The organism is Thermochromatium tepidum ATCC 43061, assembly GCF_009664085.1.
Lineage (GTDB): Bacteria > Pseudomonadota > Gammaproteobacteria > Chromatiales > Chromatiaceae > Thermochromatium > Thermochromatium tepidum.
Genome location: NZ_CP039268.1, coordinates 776,465 through 796,149 on the forward strand (window position 1 = coordinate 776,465; position 19,685 = coordinate 796,149).

General features: G+C 63.0%; 20 protein-coding genes. 7 read left to right on the plus strand and 13 right to left on the minus strand.

The window, feature by feature from the left end; all coding sequences use genetic code 11:
* The first annotated feature begins 19 nt into the window (after positions 1 to 19).
* Genes E6P07_RS03515 through rluB form a run of 3 tightly spaced genes read left to right on the plus strand, consistent with a single transcriptional unit; the run spans position 20 to position 2,315 of the window.
* The gene (locus E6P07_RS03515; protein WP_153976128.1) at positions 20 to 856 is read left to right on the plus strand and encodes a segregation and condensation protein A; all 837 of its coding nucleotides are present in this window, start codon (positions 20 to 22) and stop codon (positions 854 to 856) included.
* Positions 853 to 1,440, plus strand: coding sequence for an SMC-Scp complex subunit ScpB (gene scpB, locus E6P07_RS03520; protein WP_153974336.1), 588 nt, complete (start codon positions 853 to 855; stop codon positions 1,438 to 1,440). The genes E6P07_RS03515 and scpB overlap by 4 nt, the downstream gene beginning before the upstream one ends.
* Positions 1,437 to 2,315 carry a 23S rRNA pseudouridine(2605) synthase RluB gene (rluB, locus tag E6P07_RS03525; RefSeq protein ID WP_153974337.1) on the plus strand — a complete coding sequence of 293 codons (879 nt, stop codon included), beginning with the start codon at positions 1,437 to 1,439 and terminating at the stop codon, positions 2,313 to 2,315. The genes scpB and rluB overlap by 4 nt, the downstream gene beginning before the upstream one ends.
* Positions 2,316 to 2,449: 134 nt before the next feature.
* Here the strand turns inward: rluB and E6P07_RS03530 are convergent, their stop codons facing one another.
* On the minus strand, positions 2,450 to 3,454 hold the full coding sequence (locus tag E6P07_RS03530) for a serine hydrolase (RefSeq protein WP_246172913.1): 1,005 nt from the start codon (positions 3,452 to 3,454) through the stop codon (positions 2,450 to 2,452).
* 215 nt (positions 3,455 to 3,669) lie between these two features.
* Between E6P07_RS03530 and E6P07_RS03535 the strand changes: the two genes are divergently transcribed.
* Both E6P07_RS03535 and E6P07_RS03540 read left to right on the plus strand, forming a co-directional pair.
* Positions 3,670 to 5,082 (plus strand): sodium-dependent transporter, encoded by a 1,413-nt coding sequence (locus E6P07_RS03535; protein ID WP_153974339.1) that lies wholly within the window; start codon positions 3,670 to 3,672, stop codon positions 5,080 to 5,082.
* A 34-nt stretch (positions 5,083 to 5,116) separates the two neighbouring features.
* Positions 5,117 to 5,710, plus strand: coding sequence for a DedA family protein (locus E6P07_RS03540; protein WP_246172914.1), 594 nt, complete (start codon positions 5,117 to 5,119; stop codon positions 5,708 to 5,710).
* 65 nt (positions 5,711 to 5,775) lie between these two features.
* On the opposite strand, the gene E6P07_RS03545 is transcribed toward E6P07_RS03540, so the two are convergent.
* Positions 5,776 to 6,570, minus strand: a complete 795-nt coding sequence (locus E6P07_RS03545; protein ID WP_153974341.1) for a hypothetical protein — start codon at positions 6,568 to 6,570, stop codon at positions 5,776 to 5,778.
* A 330-nt stretch (positions 6,571 to 6,900) separates the two neighbouring features.
* On the opposite strand from E6P07_RS03545, the gene E6P07_RS03550 reads away from it, so the two are divergent.
* The gene (locus E6P07_RS03550) at positions 6,901 to 7,287 is read left to right on the plus strand and encodes a superinfection immunity protein (protein ID WP_211363161.1); all 387 of its coding nucleotides are present in this window, start codon (positions 6,901 to 6,903) and stop codon (positions 7,285 to 7,287) included.
* Between the two features lie 62 nt (positions 7,288 to 7,349).
* Here the strand turns inward: E6P07_RS03550 and fusA are convergent, their stop codons facing one another.
* A complete protein-coding gene (gene fusA, locus E6P07_RS03555; RefSeq protein WP_153974342.1) occupies positions 7,350 to 9,395 on the minus strand; it encodes an elongation factor G in 2,046 nt (681 codons plus the stop codon).
* A 322-nt stretch (positions 9,396 to 9,717) separates the two neighbouring features.
* Here fusA and E6P07_RS03560 point away from each other — a divergent pair, with 322 nt between their 5' ends.
* Positions 9,718 to 10,200, plus strand: a complete 483-nt coding sequence (locus E6P07_RS03560; protein WP_153974343.1) for a YbhB/YbcL family Raf kinase inhibitor-like protein — start codon at positions 9,718 to 9,720, stop codon at positions 10,198 to 10,200.
* Positions 10,201 to 10,268: 68 nt separating this feature from the next.
* On the opposite strand, the gene ccmI is transcribed toward E6P07_RS03560, so the two are convergent.
* The 10 genes from ccmI to rlmKL are packed head-to-tail and all read right to left on the minus strand — an operon-like array spanning position 10,269 to position 19,569.
* Positions 10,269 to 11,615 (minus strand): c-type cytochrome biogenesis protein CcmI, encoded by a 1,347-nt coding sequence (gene ccmI / locus E6P07_RS03565; RefSeq protein ID WP_153974344.1) that lies wholly within the window; start codon positions 11,613 to 11,615, stop codon positions 10,269 to 10,271.
* A complete protein-coding gene (locus E6P07_RS03570; RefSeq protein ID WP_153974345.1) occupies positions 11,612 to 12,112 on the minus strand; it encodes a cytochrome c-type biogenesis protein in 501 nt (166 codons plus the stop codon). Before E6P07_RS03570 ends, ccmI begins: the two co-directional genes overlap by 4 nt.
* Complete coding sequence (locus tag E6P07_RS03575) at positions 12,109 to 12,654, minus strand: DsbE family thiol:disulfide interchange protein (RefSeq protein WP_153974346.1); 546 nt, start codon at positions 12,652 to 12,654, stop codon at positions 12,109 to 12,111. The genes E6P07_RS03570 and E6P07_RS03575 overlap by 4 nt, the downstream gene beginning before the upstream one ends.
* A 10-nt stretch (positions 12,655 to 12,664) precedes the next feature.
* Positions 12,665 to 14,650 (minus strand): heme lyase CcmF/NrfE family subunit, encoded by a 1,986-nt coding sequence (locus tag E6P07_RS03580; RefSeq protein WP_153974347.1) that lies wholly within the window; start codon positions 14,648 to 14,650, stop codon positions 12,665 to 12,667.
* Positions 14,650 to 15,129: a cytochrome c maturation protein CcmE gene (gene ccmE / locus E6P07_RS03585; RefSeq protein WP_153974348.1), complete on the minus strand. Its 480-nt coding sequence runs from the start codon at positions 15,127 to 15,129 to the stop codon at positions 14,650 to 14,652. The genes E6P07_RS03580 and ccmE overlap by 1 nt, the downstream gene beginning before the upstream one ends.
* 10 nt (positions 15,130 to 15,139) lie before the next feature.
* Positions 15,140 to 15,310 carry a heme exporter protein CcmD gene (gene ccmD / locus E6P07_RS03590; RefSeq protein WP_153974349.1) on the minus strand — a complete coding sequence of 57 codons (171 nt, stop codon included), beginning with the start codon at positions 15,308 to 15,310 and terminating at the stop codon, positions 15,140 to 15,142.
* On the minus strand, positions 15,307 to 16,065 hold the full coding sequence (ccsA, locus tag E6P07_RS03595; protein WP_153974350.1) for a cytochrome c biogenesis protein CcsA: 759 nt from the start codon (positions 16,063 to 16,065) through the stop codon (positions 15,307 to 15,309). The genes ccmD and ccsA overlap by 4 nt, the downstream gene beginning before the upstream one ends.
* A 10-nt stretch (positions 16,066 to 16,075) precedes the next feature.
* Positions 16,076 to 16,747, minus strand: a complete 672-nt coding sequence (ccmB, locus tag E6P07_RS03600) for a heme exporter protein CcmB (RefSeq protein WP_153974351.1) — start codon at positions 16,745 to 16,747, stop codon at positions 16,076 to 16,078.
* A 4-nt stretch (positions 16,748 to 16,751) separates the two neighbouring features.
* Positions 16,752 to 17,369 carry a cytochrome c biogenesis heme-transporting ATPase CcmA gene (ccmA, locus tag E6P07_RS03605; RefSeq protein ID WP_153974352.1) on the minus strand — a complete coding sequence of 206 codons (618 nt, stop codon included), beginning with the start codon at positions 17,367 to 17,369 and terminating at the stop codon, positions 16,752 to 16,754.
* A complete protein-coding gene (gene rlmKL, locus E6P07_RS03610; RefSeq protein ID WP_153974353.1) occupies positions 17,362 to 19,569 on the minus strand; it encodes a bifunctional 23S rRNA (guanine(2069)-N(7))-methyltransferase RlmK/23S rRNA (guanine(2445)-N(2))-methyltransferase RlmL in 2,208 nt (735 codons plus the stop codon). Before rlmKL ends, ccmA begins: the two co-directional genes overlap by 8 nt.
* Positions 19,570 to 19,685: the final 116 nt, after the last annotated feature.

The window sequence follows — 19,685 nt, forward strand, 5'->3', positions numbered from 1 at the left end:
ACCGGGTGAAGCGAAAGAAATCGTCGCCGTCGAGGTCTCGGACTCGACGGCGGACGCGCCGCTAGGGCGGCCACGCGCCGTCGTCCGGGGGACGCCGATCCTGACGCTGCCCCAGGACCTCTACATCCCGCCGGATGCGCTGGAGGTCTTTCTTCAGACCTTCGAGGGACCGCTCGATCTGCTGCTCTATCTGATCCGGCGTCAAAACCTGGATATCCTCGACATCCCGATCGCCACGATCACCGAGCAGTATATGGAGTACATCGAGCTGATGCGCGAGCTGCGTTTGGAACTCGCGGCCGAGTATCTGCTGATGGCCGCCATGCTGGCCGAGATCAAGTCGCGGATGCTGTTGCCCAGGCCCCAGGAAGCCGAAGACGAAGACACAGACCCGCGTGCCGATCTGGTCCGGCGACTCCAGGAGTACGAGTGCTTCAAGCAGGCCGCCGCCGCCCTCGACGCCCTGCCCCGGCTAGAGCGCGATCATTTCCTGGTCCAGGCCGCCATGCCGCCCGGATTCAGCCGACGCCTGCCGCCGGACGTGGAACTGCATGAACTGCTCTCGGCACTGCGCGAGGGATTGGCGCGCGCCGAGCTCTTCGCCAGCCACAAGGTCGAGAAGGAACAACTGTCGCTGCGCGAGCGCATGTCGCAGGTGCTGGAACATCTGAGCGGCGGCGGATTCGCGCGTCTGACCGACCTCTTCGACCCAAGTGAAGGGCGTCCCGGAGTGGTCGTCACCTTTCTGGCGCTCCTGGAATTGATCAAATCAAGCGCGCTTGAATTGGTGCAGTCTGAACCCTTCGCCCCCATCCATGTCAGACTCCGCGAACCGTCGCCGTCGACCACCACATGACCGACCAACCGCTCAAGGCCATCGTTGAGGGGGCGTTGTTCGCCGCCGGCGGTCCGCTGACGCTCGAACGGCTCCTGGGCCTTTTCGGCGAGGACGAGCGTCCCGAGCGTGCGGCCATCCTTGACTGCATCCGCGCGCTGAGCGCCGACTACGCGGGGCGCGGCATCGAGATCACCGAGGTCGCCGGCGGCTATCGGGTGCAGGTGCGCGCCTCAGTCGCGCCCTGGGTGGCGCGGCTGTGGGACGAGAAGGCCCCGCGCTACTCGCGCGCCCTGCTGGAGACCCTGGCCCTGATCGCCTACCGTCAGCCGATCACGCGCGCTGAGATCGAGGACATCCGCGGCGTGTCCGTGAGCACCAACATCATCAAGACCCTCACCGAGCGCGAATGGGTGCAGGTCGTGGGTCATCGCGAGGTGCCGGGCCGCCCGGCGCTCTATGCGACCACCCGCCGCTTCCTGGATTATTTCGGACTGCGCTCGCTCAACGAGCTGCCGCCCCTGTCCGAAATCCGCGACCCCGAGTCCTATTCCCCATCCACGAACGTCGTGCCGACGTCCGAACCGACCGAGAACACCCGATGAAGAATGATCGACAATCGACCCGTCGTCCAGGGTCAGGCGACCAACCCGTCCGGCTCCAGAAGCTGCTCGCCGAGGCCGGACTCGGCTCGCGCCGACAGATCGAGGGCTGGATCAGCGCAGGCCGGGTGCGCGTCAATGGTCGGCTCGCCAAGCTCGGCGATCAGGCCACCCGTGCCGACCGCATCCGCGTCGACGGACACGAGGTCAAGCTCAAGCCCAAGCGTGATTCAGAGACCCAGATCATCGTCTACCACAAGCCAGAGGGCGAGCTGGTCACGCGCCGCGATCCCGAGGGGCGCCCGACCGTCTTCCGCCGTCTGCCGCGACCCAAGCAGGGACGCTGGATCGCGGTCGGTCGGCTTGATATCAATACCTCGGGTCTGATCCTGTTCACCACCGACGGCGAGCTGGCCAACCGGCTCATGCACCCCTCGCACGAGATCGAGCGCGAATACTCGGTGCGCATCCTGGGTGAGGTCGCACCCGCGACCCTAGAGCGTTTGACGTCCGGCATCGAGCTTGACGACGGCCTGGCCAGGTTCGAGCGCATCACCGACCAGGGTGGAACCGGTGCCAATCACTGGTACAACGTGGTGCTGCGCGAGGGGCGCAATCGTGAGGTGCGTCGACTGTGGGAGGCCGCCGGCTGTACCGTCAGCCGCCTGATCCGCATCCGCTACGGCAATATCGAGCTCGGGCGGAGGCTCTTCCCCGGCAACTGGCGTCCGCTGACCGACGAAGAACGCACCGGTCTTGTGACCCTCGCCGGACTGCGTGTGCTTGAGCGTCCAGCTCTGCGCCGCCCCGCGTCTAGCTCACACTCTTCCCGTATGCGAGAGAAAAGGCACTTTCAAGTGAAGCTACACAAGCCCTAAGGAAACGCTGATTGATTCTGTTCGCGGCCAAGATTGCTCCTACAACCCATTGATTTTTTGGGTGAAGCTTTAGCCGCGATTCGGGGAGACGCGATTGATTCGGTGTTTCCTTAATGCCTCGGATCGCGCCTGGATCAACGCGCCGCTGTCATGCGGCTGCCGCTTAGAATCCAATCGCGCACCCGGTTTGAGTCGCCGACGGTACCCAGTTTGCCATCCGAACCCAGGAAGACCATGTAAAAACTGCGATTCGCGATGCGCGCCCGCATCACCAGGCAGCGCCCGGCCTCGTTGATGAAGCCGGTCTTGCTGACCTCCACCGTCCACTCCGGACTGCGCACCAAGGGATTGGTATTGCGATACTGCAGTGCCGTGCCGTCCGAGAAGGGATGCAGCGTCATCTCGCTGCGCGATGTGGTCTCGCGGATCAGCGGGTAGTTCGAGGCGGCGCGCACCATCTTGACCAGATCCTCGGCTGTGGACTGGTTGCGCGGGTCAAGACCGGAGGCGTCGACGAACCGAGTGTTATACATCCCGAGCGCACGTGCCTTGCGGTTCATGGCCTGGATGAATTCTGGAGTCCCGCCGCGGAAGGTGGTACGCCCAAGCGCATGGGCAGCGCGATTGTCGGACGACATAAGTGCAACCATGATCATCTCACGGCGCGACAGCACGGTATCTTGGATGCGCAGACGCGAGCGGCTGTTTTTTAATCGATCACGGTCATCTTCGATGATCTGGATGGGCGTCTGGAGCGAGACGCCCGTGTCCAGCACCACCATGGCTGTCATCAACTTGGTGATGGACGCGATGGGCCGGACCATGCGCGCATTTTTGGCATATAGCACGTTGCCGTATTCATCCACGATCATCGCGCTGGTCGAGTTCAGATTCAGGGCCGCGGGGTTGAGTCCACTCCAGACCGTAGAACGCTTGTTGATCTGCCACTCATCCTGGTCCCCCGAGAGGTTGCGCCAGTCGTAGCCCGACGGATTGACGGGCGCCGAGGCATTGACATAGGGCTTGGGCGGCGTGGTGGCCTGGGTTGAGCGATCCTGGTGTGCTTGATGGCCCGCGCAGGCACCGCCGGTCAGGACAAGGGGTGCCGAGAACAGGAGCACGCACAGCAGGCGTCTCACCCGTTGGGTGCCCGATCGCCATCGTTGGCCGGATAGGGAGTGGGAGACGGAGAGCCTGGGCATGGTGGTTTAAAGTCTCTCTGGTGTATTTGGAGTCAAGCGGCGATTATTGCATAGGGGATTGGCGGCTGGTGCAGCGCCTTGTAGCAAGGATCCGCTTGGCGGAAAATGCCGGCTCAAGGTTGATCACATCATCATCGAGGGCGCGTACCCCAATGACGGACACACAGGGTTCTATCCACGACCAATGGTCGTCGCGGTTCGTCTTCATCCTGGCGGCCATCGGCTCGGCGGTCGGTCTGGGCAACATCTGGAAGTTCCCCTATATCACGGGTGAGAACGGCGGCGGGGCCTTTGTCCTTGTCTATCTAATCTGTGTTGCCCTGATCGGTGTCCCGATCATGATGGCTGAGATCCTCATGGGGCGGCGTGGGCGTCAGAATCCAATCAATACCATGCGTACCCTGGTTGCCGCCGAGGGGGGGCATCCGGTCTGGCGCGGCCTGGGTTGGCTCGGGGTGGTGGCCGGACTCCTGATTCTGTCCTATTACAGCGTGATCGCTGGCTGGTCAATGGCTTATGTGTTCCGGGCTGGGGCTGGACTCTTCACCGGCGCCGATGCCAAGACCATCTCGACCCTATTTGAGGATCTGCTCCAGTCACCCGGATCCATGCTTGCCTGGCACAGTCTCTTCATGATCATGACAGTGGCCGTGGTCGCGCGTGGGGTGCGCAGTGGTCTGGAACGCGCCGTGACCCTGCTCATGCCGGCGCTCTTCGCATTATTGGTGATCCTGGTGCTGTATGCCCTCTATGAGGGCGATTTTACGCGCGGTAGTGCCTTTCTCTTTACCCCTGACTTCAGCAAGGTGTTCCAGCATTGCGAAGTCGAGGCCGCTATAAAGACCTGTCGTTTCACCGGTGAACCCCTGTTGATCGCCTTGGGCCATGCCTTTTTCACCTTGAGCCTCGGCATGGGGGCGATCATGGTCTATGGCTCGTATATGCCGAGCAATGCTTCGATTGCGCGTGCCACCCTGGCCATCGTGCTCGCCGACACGCTGGCGGCCTTGCTGGCAGGTCTGGCGATCTTTCCGATCGTGTTCGCCAATGGACTGGAACCGGCCTCGGGTCCAGGGCTGGTCTTCCAGACCCTGCCGATCGCCTTTGGGTCGATGCCGGGCGGGCAGGTGTTCGGCACTCTATTCTTCGTGTTGCTGGTGTTTGCGGCCTGGACTTCGTCGATCTCGCTGATCGAACCGGCGGTGGCCTGGTTGGTCGAGAATCGGGGGATGGGGCGGGCCTCGGCGGCGCTTGTGGCTGGTATGCTCGCCTGGTTGTTGGGTATCGGGTCGGTGCTGTCTTTCAATCTCTGGTCGGGCGAGTCGTTCCAATTCTTGGGTAAGACCTGGTTTGGCCTCGTAGATTACCTGGCAGCCAATATCCTCTTGCCAGTGGGCGGACTGCTCATCGCACTCTTCGCCGGTTGGGTGATGTCGCGTGCCTCTACGCTTGACGAGCTAGGTATGGGCGATGGCCTGGCGTATCGGACCTGGAGGTTCCTGGTGCGCTATATCTCGCCCTGGCTGGTCATGATCGTCTTCTTCAATACCATTGGACTGATTTGAACTGCGCGCGAGGTGGTTGTGGATGCTGCATGACATGATCGCCTGGCTGGTGACGACGGTCGATGGCTGGGGCTATACGGGAGTGATAGTGCTGATGGCCGTCGAGTCGAGCTTTATCCCGTTCCCGAGCGAGGTGGTCTTGATCCCAGCGGGTTATCTAGCGCATCAGGGCCAGATGGACCCGGGTCTGGTGCTGTTGGCCTCGATCCTCGGTTGTCTGATCGGGGCCTTTGTCAATTACGGGCTGGCGCTTTTGGTGGGGCGCCCTTTCCTGGAGCGCTATGGGCGTTATTTCTTCATTGCCCCGTCCGTCCTGCACAAGACGGATGCCTTCTTCGCGCGTCATGGGGCCATTTCGACCTTCACCGGGCGTCTGATCCCAGGCATCCGGCAATTGATCTCGATCCCGGCAGGGTTGGCGCGGATGCGGGTCGCGACCTTTGCCTTCTATACCGGGTTCGGGGCCGGGCTCTGGTCGCTGGTACTGATCGCGTTGGGGTATTTCATCGGGGATAACGAGGCCCTCATCCGTGAGAACCTGCCGTTGGTGACGTTTGCAGCCCTGGTCTTCGTGGCCCTGACCCTGCTGGTCTATGTATTCTGGAATCGTCAGCGTCAGTTGGAATGAGGGCGATCCAGTCGCAGGCTCGACTGAGGCCACTCGCTTGGGCCGAGTGGCACCCAGCTATCTTTTCAGTCACAGAGTTTGTCATTACCCCAGGGGGATCCGAGCATGAAGGAGACCGCATCCCAGGCGGCCCATTTCGAGGGATCATCGAATGTCAGTGCAGGCGGCGGATTTGACGCAGTGGGATCGATGGCTGGTCCAACGATGCCGATCAATGACCATAACCCTTGTTTTAGATCGTCGAATCGAATGTAGGATCTTAGTGTCGAATCGGTGATTTTACCGGTTCCGATGTTTTCATCCTTCGATAGATAGATGTGCTCAATGTCACCGAAACGGATGTGGGCAGGGCTTGCGAGTGGACGCATAGCAAACGGCTCGACGCCAATGGCAGGCCGGTTGATCACCCAGACCCTGGGGTCGCAGGCCTGGTATTGGGTCGCGTTGATTTCACACATGTTAGGGTAATTGGCATCGGTGTCGGTCGTATCATTGGGGTTGGTCTTGGGAGTGGCAGTTGACTTCAAGCCGAGCCCTTGGGGGTTGTAGAAGAATAAATAGGTATCCGTGACGCTCGAGGTTACAGTGCCGTCTTTTTTATTGACCGTGCGTTTGCCCGCATCATAGACCAATTGAAATGACAAGACATCGCGCTTGAACACGTCGGTACAGGGGGTGAGTACCGTCGTCGAGGGTTTGGTCTTATCCTTACTGCTGGTCTCTGCATCGCTACCCTTGGGTCGGAGCACGGAGACCTTCATCGAATAGGCATAGGGCTTAGACGCCGTTTGCGCGTAACTCATCGACCAGGAAAGGGCCAAACAGCACGCGAGTGATGAAACAGTAAAAAATTTGATCATGATGAGGCTCCAATTTGTGAGGCTTATCGTGTAACTCGACACTAGTTCGGCGCGCTGATGGATGCGAAAGTGGGGTGACCCTGTCTGTAGGACGGCTTGTTCGCTTGTCGCATCCTCGACCTTATAACGGCCAAGCGCCTCCAAGTTTGAGGGAGACATGGCTGCAAGTCTGTGACCCCATTCGATCGATCCAAGTCGGATCCAGAGGACCTTGGTTCGATCGGCTGTGTCAAGCGCTTATGCCCAAACGCGGGGCCTAAAAATCCCGCCTCTCCTGCCAGGCAGGGTTGAGGCTAGGCTTCGCGCCGACCCTATTAGTGGAGAATCAGTATGGATCAACACCTATCGTCCGACCGCGCCCAAGGTTGGCCTTCCCGCCTCTGGATGACGACCCTCGGGCGCCTGCGCCGCCTTGGTCTGCGGCGCGGCATCCCTGTCCTCGTCTTGGTGTGGCTGCTTTTGCTCCTCGCCATTGACAGGCTTTACCCGATCGATGTGCGCGGCTGGTTCATCTCCGCGCTCCTGATCCTAGCCTATCTGCTGCCGAGCTTCTTGGCGTTTGACCAGGGCCACCGCCGGCGCATCCTCATCAGTGTACTCAACGTCCTGCTCGGCTGGACCATCCTCGGCTGGATCGGTTTGCTGCTTTGGTCGATGACCCGGAGTCATCCTGATGCGCAGGCGCTTCAGGGGGCGCGGCGCAGCGCGGACGTCTAGCGGCCGGATCTCAGGCGGAAGGTCGCTGAAAGGTCCGGTCCGAAGAAGATTCGAGACCGCGCTCAGTCCTCGGTGCGCTGATAGGCCTCCATCATCTGTTTCTGGATGTTGGCCGGCACCGGATCGTAATGGCTCAGCTCGATGCTGTAGGTGCCCTCGCCGCTGGTGAGTGACTTGAGCCGCGCGTCATAGCCCTCCAGCTCGGCCAGCGGCACCTCGCCCTCGATGACCACGCGCCCGCGGCTCTTGGAGTCGCTGCCGTTGATACGTCCGCGCCGGCTCGACAGGTCTCCGGCCAGATCGCCCATGGCATTGCCGGGTGCTGTGATGCGGATCTTGACGATGGGCTCCAGGATCACCGGCTGGGCCTTGAGCACGGCGTCGATGAAGGCCTTGCGTCCGGCGGTGGCAAAGGCGATGTCCTTGGAGTCCACCGGATGGTGTTTGCCGTCGTAGACGGTGACCTTCACGTCCTGGAGCGGATAACCAGCGATGACTCCCTCTTCCAGCACCTGACGCACGCCCTTTTCGATCGAGGGGATGAAGTTGCCCGGAATGGCACCACCGACCACGGCATCGACGAACTCGAACCCGGTCCCACGTTCCCTGGGCTCGACCCGCAGATAGACCTCAGCGAACTGCCCGGCGCCGCCGGTCTGCTTCTTGTGCCGATGGTGCCCCTCGGCCCGGCCCAGGATGGTCTCGCGATAGGGGATACTCGGCGGTCGGGTCTCGACCTCGACATGGAACTGATCGGTGAGCCGCCGCAGCACCACCTTGAGATGGGCCTCGCCGAGTCCACGTACCACGGTCTCGTTGGCGCTGGCGTTGTGCTCGATATGGAGGCAGGGGTCTTCCGAGCGCAGTTTGTTGAGCGTGTCGGTGAGCTTTTGTTCGTCGCCGCGCTTGCTGGGGCTGATCGCCAGTCCGAACAGCGGGACCGGGCATTCCATCGTGGTCAGATGGAGATGATCCTCATCGTGCGAGTCGTGCAGCACGGCATCGAAATGGATGTCATCGATCCGGGTCACAGCCAGGATATCACCCGGGACGCCCTCCTCGACCTCGATCAGATCCTTACCGTGCACGCGGTAGAGATGGTTGACCTTGAACGGCTTGCGCGCGTCGCCGATGAAGAGCTGACTGGAGGGGGTGATGCGGCCCTGATGGACGCGGAAGATGCCGATCTTGCCGCGATAGGGGTCGTTGAGGACCTTGAACACATGGGCCACGACATGCAGCCTCGGATCCGGGATGACGCGCACCGGCTCCATGGCTGCGCCCTCGCCCTTGAGAAAGGGTGGGGGGTTCCCCTCGGCTGGGTTGGGCATCAGCCGCGCCAGGATCTCCAAGAGCTCCGGGATGCCGACGCCGGTCTGGGCCGAGACATAGCAGATCGGCATCAGGTGCGCCTCGCGGAGCGCCGCCTCGAAGGGTTCGTGGATCTGCTCGGGCTGAAGCTCCTGGCCCTGCTCCAGATAGAGCGCCATGAGATCCTCATCGACCTCGACCACCTGGTCGATGATCTGGCGGTGCGCCTCCTCGACCGAGGAAAAATCCGTAGTCCCGCCGCTGGGTTGGAAGAAGCAGTCGACCACACGCCTCCCACCCTCGGCGGGCAGGTTGATCGGCAGACACTCGGGGCCAAAGGTCTCGCGGATCTGGGCGGTTAACTGACCCAGGTCGACGTGCTCGGCGTCGATCTGGTTGACGATGATCAACCGGCATAGATGACGGTTGTCGGCGGCCTTCATCATGCGGGTGGTCATGGATTCGATCCCGGTCTGGGCGTTGATGACCAGGGCCGCGGTCTCAACCGCCGGCAGCACCGAGAGACTGCGCCCGAGGAAGTCGGGATAGCCGGGGGTGTCGATCAGATTGATGTGCTTTCCGCTGCTGGTGAAGCTGGTGATGGCAGCATCGAGCGAGTGCTGCAACTCCTTTTCCATGGGGTCGAAGTCGCAGATCGTGGTGCCCTTGGTGACGTTACCGGGCACATCGATGACGCCGGTGGCCGCGAGCAGCGCCTCCACCAGGGTGGTCTTTCCAGAGCCGGCGTGACCGACCAGGGCGATGTTGCGGACGTCCTCGGCATTGTAGTCAGACATCTTGGATCCCGTCGTGGCGCTTGAGTGGAAATCGGGGCGCTGAGTCGGCGCCCAGGGAGGTTCTTCCGAACGAATCGAAATTATACTGTAATCGAAGCTGGACTCAGGCGAGCTGAGGGAAGCACTGATTCAATCAGCGCTTCCCATCCGAGGCAGGAGGCCTGCCCGAACCAGGGCTTAAAGCCCGGGATACGCTAAGGGCCCATCCCGGGGTGGCAAAACCTTCTCAAGTAACCCATTGATTTTGTAGGAGCGGCTTCAGCCGCGATTGAGAGGCACGCGATTTATTAGTGTTTCCTTAGCACAACGCTGGAGGCCAAAGATGGCACTAGTCCTCAAATCCGATGCCTTTGTCGATGGTGGATCCATTCCATTGCGTTATACCTGCGAGGGCGAGGACTGCTCGCCGCCATTGAGATGGGAGAATCTACCGGAGGGGACCCGGAGCCTGGTGCTGATCGTCGATGACCCGGATGCGCCCGATCCGGCGGCACCGCGCATGGTCTGGGATCACTGGATCCTCTACAACATCCCGCCTGAGTGCGGGGGCCTGCCCGAGGACGCCGCGCGCACCGGGCTGCCCGCGGGCACGCGCGAAGGGATCAATAGCTGGGGGCGGACCGGATACGGCGGTCCCTGTCCACCGATCGGGCGTCACCGCTATTTTCATCGGCTCTATGCCCTGGATGTCTGTCTTGCAGATCTGGGCACACCCCGCAAGGATGACCTGCTGCTGGCGATGGACGATCACATCCTGGGCCACGCCGAGCTGGTCGGAACCTACCAAAAGTCAGCGACGGGCTGATACCGACCGACTCGAAACGAGGCGCGGGGATGCCGAGGACGCCCTGTCCTTGGCGTCGGCGTATGCGTTCAGGGGCGCACATGTTCGATGTGGATCTGGATGGTGTCCTGGGTATCACGCCGGATTGGTCCAGACTCGCCGAACAGATCGCCGGGCTGGGGCGTGGCCTGTCCGCTCAGCGCGACCCGTGCCCCGACCTGGACCTGGTCGAAGGCCGACAGTCGCAGGGCTGGGCTTATGGCCTGGCTGTCGTCGAGCGTCAGGGTCGCGGGCAGATCCTTCACCTGGAGACGCTGCACGGCCAACGGCATCGGCGGTCCCTGAACGGCACGCGCAAAGACAAAGACCGTATCCTCAGGCGAGACACGATCCGAAAGACTCGGATCGAGACTGACGGCCAGGGTCAGACGCGCTTGGGAGGCCGTCGCAGACGGCTCAGGGGGCTGGGCAGGCGTCTCGGGATTCGCCGCCTCGGCTTGAGATCTAGCCGGTGCAGCTGAGTCCGAGGTTGTAGGGACCGCCGTTTCGCCAGGCGTGGTCGATGCGCTTGCGGTCGGGACCCCGGCGCGACGCTGGGCCTCGTCCATCATCTGTCGCAGATTGCCAGCCTCCTCGCTTGCCGGATCGAGCTCATCGAGGATGCCCTGCCAGGTGGTGCGCGCGGCCTGATATTGACCGCGCTGGAAGGCGATCAGACCCGAGAACCAGCGCGCATTGGAGTTGCTTGGGTCCAGGGCGAGCGCCTCGGCGATCAACTCGGCGGGACGTCCCAACAAACTCTTGTTGGGATCGGCCAGTCCCAACACCTCGGCATAGGCGATCTTGAGCTCGACCTCGTTGGGCGCGAGCGCATAGGCGCGCTCCATGGCCTTGACCCCGGCATCGAGCCGACCCATGGCCAGATAGGTGCGGCTGAGCATCATCCAGCCATCGATATTGGTCGGCTCCTGTTCGAGCCGTTGTTCCAACTGCTGGACCAGCTCATCCAGCGAGGCGGCCTGGGTCTTGTCGCTTGCAGACAGGGCGTCCGCTAGATGCCGGTCGATCAGATCTGTTCGACCGAGTTCCAGATAGGCGAGCACGGTGGCCGTGGGGACGATGAGGGTCAACGCCAGACCCAGTGCCCAGCGACTGAAGGCCGAACTCGGACGCGCGGCCTTGGCGGACTCGGCGCCTTCCAGATCGTAGAGCAGCTCGCGCTCAAGATCGCGTCGTGCGGCGTCGTACTGTTCCTGGTTGAGAAAACCGGTCTCCAGATCGGCGTCGAGTTCCTTCAGCCGTTGCTGGAAGACCTCCAGGTTGAGCCGATCCTGACTGGGCGCGGTATCCAGCGGCGTGGGTCGCACCAGAGGCGCGAGCACGAAGACGAGCGACAAAGCCAGCAGAAGGCCGGCAAGGATCCAGAAAATAATCATGGGTTTCGAGTCATTTGGTCGCCGGTCTCGGCGAGGAGCTGTTGTAATCGGGCGCGTTCGGTCTCGCTCAGATCCTGGTCGGGTTCGGCCGTCTTGCGCTGGAGCGTGCGCGCAAGCAGATAGGCCCCAAAACCGACGAACAGGAAGGGGCCGAACCAGAGCACCAGGGTCGAGGCCTTGAGCGGCGGATCATAGAGCACGAAGTCGCCATAGCGCGCGACCAGAAAGTCGATGACCTCCTGACGGCTCCGGCCCTCCTGCATCAGGCGATAGACCTCCTTGCGCAGGTCCTGGGCGACGCTGGCCTGCGAGCCGGCGAGCGATTCGTTCTGACAGACCAAACAGCGCAGCTCGCCGATGAGTGCGCGGAACTCCCGGGTGCGTGCCGGATCCTCGAAGGTAAATTCTTCCAGGGTGAAGGCGCGGGACTGAGTCGTCAGCAAGACACTGCCGAGGCTCAAGGCCGCCAGGACGGTTGTGGTGGATAGCCGCTTCATGACTTGCCCTTTCGATACTGCTCGACGATGGGTTGGATCTCCTTGGCCCAGACCTGGGCATCGATCGGGCCGACCCGTTTGTGACGGATGATGCCCTCGGCGTCGACGACAAAGCTCTCGGGGGCACCATAGACGCCCCAGTCGATCCCGGCTTGATTATCCGGGTCGTAGAGGGAGACCGTATAGGGATCACCGAAGCGCCGGAGCATGGCCAGCGCCTCGGACCGGGTGTCCTTCCAGTTGAAGCCGATCACCCGCACGCCATACTCACGCGCGATACGCATGAGCTCGGCGTGTTCCTGACGGCAGGACGGACACCACGAGGCCCAGACGTTCACCAGCGACACCTCGCCGATGAGGATGTCGCGGGTCAGGGTGCGGTTGGGATCCTTGAGATCGGGCAGACTGAACTCAGGGGCCGGTTTGCCGACCAGGGGCGAGGGGATCTGGCGCGGATCCAGTTGCAATCCATAGAAGAGCAGGGCCGCCAGGGCCAGGAAGACCCCGAGCGGGATGAGGGCGCGTTTGGCGGATGGGTTCATGTTCGATCCTTCAGGCCTTGGCCAGCGCGATCCCGGTCGGAACGGTCGCGGTCTGGCGCACGGTACGATAACGCCGATCGGTCGCGGCCCAGGCGCCGCCGATGGCCATCAGGAGGCAGCCGAGCCAGATCCAGCGCACATAGGGTTTGTAATAAAGCCGCACTGCCCAGTCACCCTGGGTACCGACCGGCTCGCCGAGCGAGACATAGATGTCGCGCAAGAGTCCGGCATCGATCGCCGCCTCGGTCATGGGCATGCCGCCCGAGAGATAATGGCGCTTCTCGGGAGAGAGGCGGGCGATCTCCCGTTCGCCGCGATAGACGATGAAGTCGCCCCGGAACGCCCGATAGTTGGGTCCGGGCACGGCGGTCACGCCATTGAACTGGAAGCGGTAGCCTGCGACCTCGTGACTGGCGCCGGGCGATAGCCGTACATCGGTCTCTTCGCCGTGGATCGAGACCAGGGTCACGCCGACGATGAAGACCGCTAGCCCCAGGTGCGCCAACCACATGCCGTAATAGCCGCGGCTGTTGCCAGCGAGATCGGCCTTGAGCGCGCGCAGCCCGCCCTTGTGCCTGAGCCGCTCGAATAGACCCAGCACATGGGCGACCACCAGCCATACCGCCATGCCGACGCCGAATCCGGTCGCTATCTGATCAGCGGACATTCCCGGCAGCGAGACCGCTAGGAAGGCCGTAACGCCGAGCGCCAGCGCAATCCAGAGCGCGCGCACCAGACGCCAGGGCTCGTCGTGTTTCCAGTGCACATGGGGCCCGATCGCCGTGGCCAGGATTAGGAGCGGCGACAGGGCAACAAACATCTTGTTGAACCAGGGGAAGCCGACCGAGATCTTGCCCCAGCCCGCCGCCTCATAGATCAGCGGGGCCAGGGTGCCGAACAGCACCAGGGCGGCGAGGGTGGAGAGCAAAAGGTTGTTGATGAGCAGAAAGGTCTCGCGCGAGAGCAGATCGAAGCGTCCGCCGCCAGAGATCGTCGGTGCGCGCCAGGCATAGAGCGCGAGCGAACCGCCGATGACGAGACATAGAAACAGCAGGATGAAGGTACCGCGCGCCGGATCCGTGGCAAAGGCATGGACCGAGGTCAAGACCCCCGAACGCACCAGAAAGGTGCCGAGCAAAGACAGCGAGAAGGTCGCAATCGCCAGCAGCACCGTCCAGTTCTTGAAGGCCGCGCGCTTCTCGGTCACCGCCAGCGAGTGTATCAGTGCGGTACCGACCAGCCAGGGCATGAAGGAGGCATTCTCGACCGGGTCCCAGAACCACCAGCCGCCCCAGCCGAGTTCGTAGTAGGCCCACCAGGAGCCGAGTGCGATGCCGATGGTCAGGAATACCCAGGCCATGGTGGTCCAGGGCCGCGACCAGCGTGCCCAGGCCGCGTCGAGCTTGCCGCCGATCAGGGCAGCGATGGCAAAGGCAAAGGCCACCGAGAAGCCGACATAGCCCATATAGAGCAGCGGCGGGTGGATGGCCAATCCGGGATCCTGCAACAGCGGATTGAGGTCGCGGCCCTCGGGCGGTGCTGGGAAGATCCGCTCGAACGGGTTGGAGGTCAGCAGCATGAACAGCAGGAAGCCGATCGCGACCATCGCCTGGACCGAGAGGACGCGCGCGATCATCGGCAGCGGCAGGTGGCGGCTGAACTGCGCGACCGCTGCGCCCCAGCCGGCGAGCATCAGTACCCACAGCAGCAGCGAGCCCTCGTGTGCCCCCCAGATGGCCGAGACCTTATAGGGCGTCGGCATCAGGGTATTGGAATTGGACGCGACATAGAGCACCGAAAAATCATCGCCTAGGAAGGCGATCAGCAGACAGAGAAAGGCGATGCCGATGAAGCTGAGCTGACCCCAGGCCAGCGGACGCGCCATGGCCATCCAGGCGCGGTTGCCGGTGAAGCTCCCGATCAGGGGCACGCTGGCCTGGACCAGGGTCAGCATCAGCGCCAGCAATAGGGCGAAATGACCGAGTTCAGGGACCATCAGTGGGCGGCTCCGCTGTTGGCTGGGGGTTGGCCAGCGGCCCCTGCCACACCCTCGGCATGGGCGGTCTGGAGCGTGCTTGCGACCTCGGGTGGCATGTATTCCTCATCATGCTTGGCCAGGACCTCCTCGGCCTGGAACACGCCATCCGGGCGTAGTCGGCCCTTGGCGACAACGCCCGAGCCTTCCTTGAACAAATCGGGCAAGATGCCCTCATAGGCGACCTTGACGGTCGCTACGTTGTCGGTCACGTCGAAATAGACCGTCAGGCCCTCGTCCTGGCGCCGCAACGAACCCTTGGTGACCAGTCCGCCGAGTCGGAAGACGTGATTGCTTGGGGCCTCCTTGGCCAGCACCTGGGAGGGGCTGAAGAAATAGGAGAGATTGCTCTGGAGGGCGGTGATGGCCAGGGTCGAGGCCGCGCCAATCCCGAGGATCGCCAGGCCGACGAAGAGCAGGCGTTTCTGTCGTGCTTTCATAGCGGGCATTTCACTCCGAACGCGAGGATTGGGACAGTCGGGCCAGTCGACCCAAACGCGCCCAAATGGTTCGCTGCTGAAGACGCAGTTGTAGCACCTCAGCCACCAAGACCAGGGCCACCATGCCATAGGCGCCCCAGACGAAGAAGGCGTAACCGCCCTGAGAGAGGAAATCGCTCATCGTGAACGCTCCCGGTTCAGCAATTCTTGGACCCAGCTCGCTTCGGCCTCGCGCCTGAGGATGATCGCACGCAGTCGCATCAAGCTGGTCGCAAAGGAGTACATCCAGAAGGCCAGGGTCATGGTCAGCATCGAAAATAGGATGTTGCTCTCGATCTTGCCCAGCCCAGAACGCTGGTGGAGGGCCGCGCACTGGGTTGGGTCGGGACAGTTGATCGACCAGTAGATGACCGGGACCATGACCAGTCCGACGATCGCCAGCAGGGCCGAGGCGCGGTCGGCGCGGCGGGTGTCGTCGATGGCGGCGTGCAGGGCGATATAGCCGATATAGAGAAAGAACAGCACCAGCTCCGAGGTCAGACGCGGATCCCAGTCCCAATAGGTGCCCCAGCTCGGACGGCCCCAAAAGGCACCGGTCCAGAGCGCCAGGAAGGTGAAGACCGCGCCGGTCGGTGCGACCGCGTTGGCCATCATGAACGACAGCCGGGTGTTGAAGACCAGCCCGAGCGCCGCCCAGAACACCAGCACGACATAGAGCCACATCGACATCCAGGCCGCCGGGACATGGACGAAGATGATGCGGTAATACTCCTTCTGCGCATTGCTGCCGCCGAGCTGATCGGGCGTCTGGAAAAACCCCCAGTAGAGACCGATCACGAGTAACACCCCGGTCAGGATCCAGAAGGGCGGGATGAGGCGGCCCGCGAGCGGATAGAAGGTCGCGGGCGAGGCAAATTTGAACCAGTTCAGGGTCATGGCAGTAGCGTCATTCCAGCGAGATCTTGAGCGCCGCTGCCGAGGCCAGTGGCGCCAGTGTCAGGGCCGCGAGCAGAAAGGCACTCAGCAGCATCAGATAGGGTTCGGTGTCGGTGAGCGCGATCCGGCTGACCTCGACCGCACCGGCGCCATAGACCAGCACCGGGATATAGAGCGGTAGGATCAGGAGCGAAAGCAGGATCCCACCGCCACGCAGTCCGAGCGTCAAGGCCGCGCCGATGGCCCCGATCAGGCTCAGGATCGGCGTACCGAGCAGGAGTGCGAGCATCATGATCCCGATCTGGGCCTCCGAGAGATGGTACTGCATCCCGACCAAGGGCGCGATCAGCACCAGCGGCAGTCCGGTCAGCAGCCAGTGCGCGCCGACCTTGGCCAGCACCAAGAGCGACAGCGGCTGGGGGGTCAGGAGCATCTGCTCCAGCGTCCCATCCTCATAGTCCGCCGCGAACAGCCGCTCCAGCGCCAGCATCGAGGCCAGCAGGGCCGCGACCCAGACCACGCCAGGTCCCAGGATCTGCAACACCTGACGCTCGGTGCCCACTCCAAGCGGAAACAGACTGACCACGATCACAAAGAAAAACAGCGTGGTGAGCACCTCGGTCCGCCGCCGCAGGGCCAGTAGCAGATCGCGCTTGAGGATGCACCAGAAGACCGCCCACATCGTCTCAGCCCCCCAGATCCAGACGGGCGACCTGGCCCGAGGTCAGTGGTACCTCCTGGTGCGTGGTCAGGACCACCAGACCGCCGCCGGCCAGATGCTCGGCGATCAGCCCCTGGAGCAGGGCCACGGCCTCGACGTCGAGCGCCGTGAATGGCTCGTCCAGCACCCAGAGCCGGGCGCGACTGAGGATGAGCCGAGCCAGGGCCACGCGCCTCTTCTGGCCCTGCGAGAGCATCCGCGTCGGTAGATCCTCGAAGCCGCGCAGACCGATACGCGCAAGCGCCTGCCAGACCGCATCGCTTCCAACTGGATCGCCGTCGAGCCGGGCGGCGATCGCCAGGTTTTCGAGCCCGGTCAGGTCAGACTTGATGCCATTGAGATGGCCGCAGTACAAAAGCTCGCGCCGATAGTCCTCGGCCAGGGTGCGGATCGACTCACCACGCCAGCGCACCTCGCCTGCATCCGGGGTGAAGAGTCCGCAGAGTGTCCGCAACAGTGTGGTCTTGCCGCTCCCGTTGCGCCCGCGTACATGGAGCAAGGTTCCGGGCCCCAGTACCAGATCCAATCCACTGAACAGACGCCGGTCACCGCGCCGGCATTCGAGTCCGATGACCTCAAGCATGGCGGACCTCGTCGTCACCGCGATCCATCCAGTGCGGCGGCGGTCCCGGGTGCTGGATCACCCAGCAGTGGTGGAGGCGTGGATTGCGGGCGAAGTCGCGCGGCAGGGTCTGGGCGCTGATGTCGCTGACCTCGAAGGGCGCCAGCCCCTCCAGATCCAGGCGGAAGCGGCGCAGATTGTTTGAAAAGATCAGCCGCCCGCCGGGTTCGAGCAGACGCATGGTCGATTGGATGATGGCGACATGGTCGCGCTGGATATCGAGCGTACCCTGCATCCGCTTGGAGGTCGAGAAGCTCGGCGGGTCGAGAAAGATCAGATCGAAACGGCACCGTCCGAACATCGACTCGATCCAGCGCAGACAGTCGGCTTGGATGAGCCGATGATTCGGCCCCTGGATCCCGTTGAGCTCCAGATTGCGCGCTGCCCAGTTCAGATAGGTCCGCGACAGATCGACCGTGGTGGTCGAGACCGCCCCGCCCTTTGCGGCATATACGGTCGCGGTCCCCGTGTAGGCAAAGAGGTTGAGGAAACGCTTGCCGGCGGCGAGCGCGCCGATCAGCCGCCGTACCTCGCGATGGTTGAGAAAGAGTCCGGTGTCTAGATAGTCCTCGAAGTTGACCAGGAACCTGTGGCCATATTCCGCGACCTCATGAAAGCGCCTGGTCTGGGCCAGCCGTTCGTATTGGGCACGGCCCTTCTGCGGACGGCGTACCTTGAGGAACACCTGTTCGCAGGGCACCTCCAACACCTCGGGGATCAGACCCAGGGCCTCGCGCAGCCGCCGGCGCGCCTGCTTGGGATCGATGCTCGGCGGCGCGGCATATTCCTGGACATGCACGAAGCGCCGGTCGCCCTCGTAGAGGTCGATCGCCAGGGCATACTCGGGCAGGTCGGCGTCATAGAGACGCAGACAGTCGATGCCTTCGCGTTCACGCCATTGGCGCAGCGCCCGGAGGTTTTTCTTCAATCGATTGGCGAGCATGGTGGCACCCGGGCTGCGTTCTGCGGGCGGCAGTGGGCGCGGCAGATGACTGATGAAGTAACGCGGCTCGACCTGAAAGCTCAGCAGCCGGCATTCGATCGGACCATTGTAGAGGCTGTGGATCCGGGTCGCCCGCAGACCCAGGCGCTTGCCGAGTTCGGGGTTGGCGGTTAAGACCGCCGCGCGCCAGCCGAGAAAGCGCTCCCTAAGCAGCATACCCAGGCGCGCATAGAGCTGGCCTAGGTCCTCATTAGCGCCGAGCCGCTCACCATAGGGTGGGTTGACGATCACCAGCCCCTCGTCCTCTTCCCGTCCGGGCCGGCAGTCGGCCAACTCGCGGCACTCGAAGTGGGCCAGACCGGCGAGTCCGGCACGCTTAAGGTGATGCAGGGAGGCGCGGATGGCGTTGGGGTCGATGTCATAGCCGCGCAACGCGCCGAGCCGTTTGAGTCCGGCCGTCCGACGCAGACGCGCCTCGGCCAGCAGTCGCTGCCAGGCCAGCTCGTCGTGTTGGATCCAGCCGTGGAAACCGAAACGCTTGCGCAAGAGACCGGGCGCGATGTCGGCAGCGATCAGGGCGCCCTCGATGACGAGCGTGCCCGAGCCGCACATGGGATCGATCAGGGAACCGCCCTCGGCGGCGATCTCGGGCCAACCGGCGCGCAGCAGGAGCGCGGCGGCCAGATTCTCCTTGAGCGGCGCAGCAAAACCGGCCTCGCGATAGCCGCGCTGATGCAGCGACTCGCCCGAGAGATCCAGGCTGAAGGCGAGGGTATCACAATTGCCATAGAGATGGATGCGCAGATCCGGAGACTCGGGATCGACGCTCGGACGCCGTCCGTAGAGCCGGTTGAAGCGATCGGCGATGGCGTCCTTGACCTGGAGGATGGCGAAATGCGGGTGGGTGACGCCCTCGAGTTGGCCATCGAACTGAATGGCGAAGGTACGCTCCGGGGCCAGATGCTCCTCCCAGGGGATCTTTAACGCGCTGTCGCGGATCTCGTCCGGACCGCCGAGCGACACCTGAGCGAGCGGCAGCAGGATGCGGTTGGCGATCCGCGACCACAAACAGGCACGGTAGCCATCCTCGATGCGTCCCGAGAAGCGTGCACCGCCGCGCGTCTCGGTGGCCTCCGCCATCCCGAGTCGGGTCAGCTCTTCGGCGAGCAGGCTGCCGAGATGCTTGGGGGCAGAGGCGAAGAAGAGATGATCGGACATGCGGTTGGCGAGACTCCGGGGATGGACTGAACCTGGAGGTTGAACTCGGTTTGGACGCCGTTAGGCGGGTTAGGGGCAGTTCGTCCGGTGCGACGATCGCACCGGATGGTGCTGTC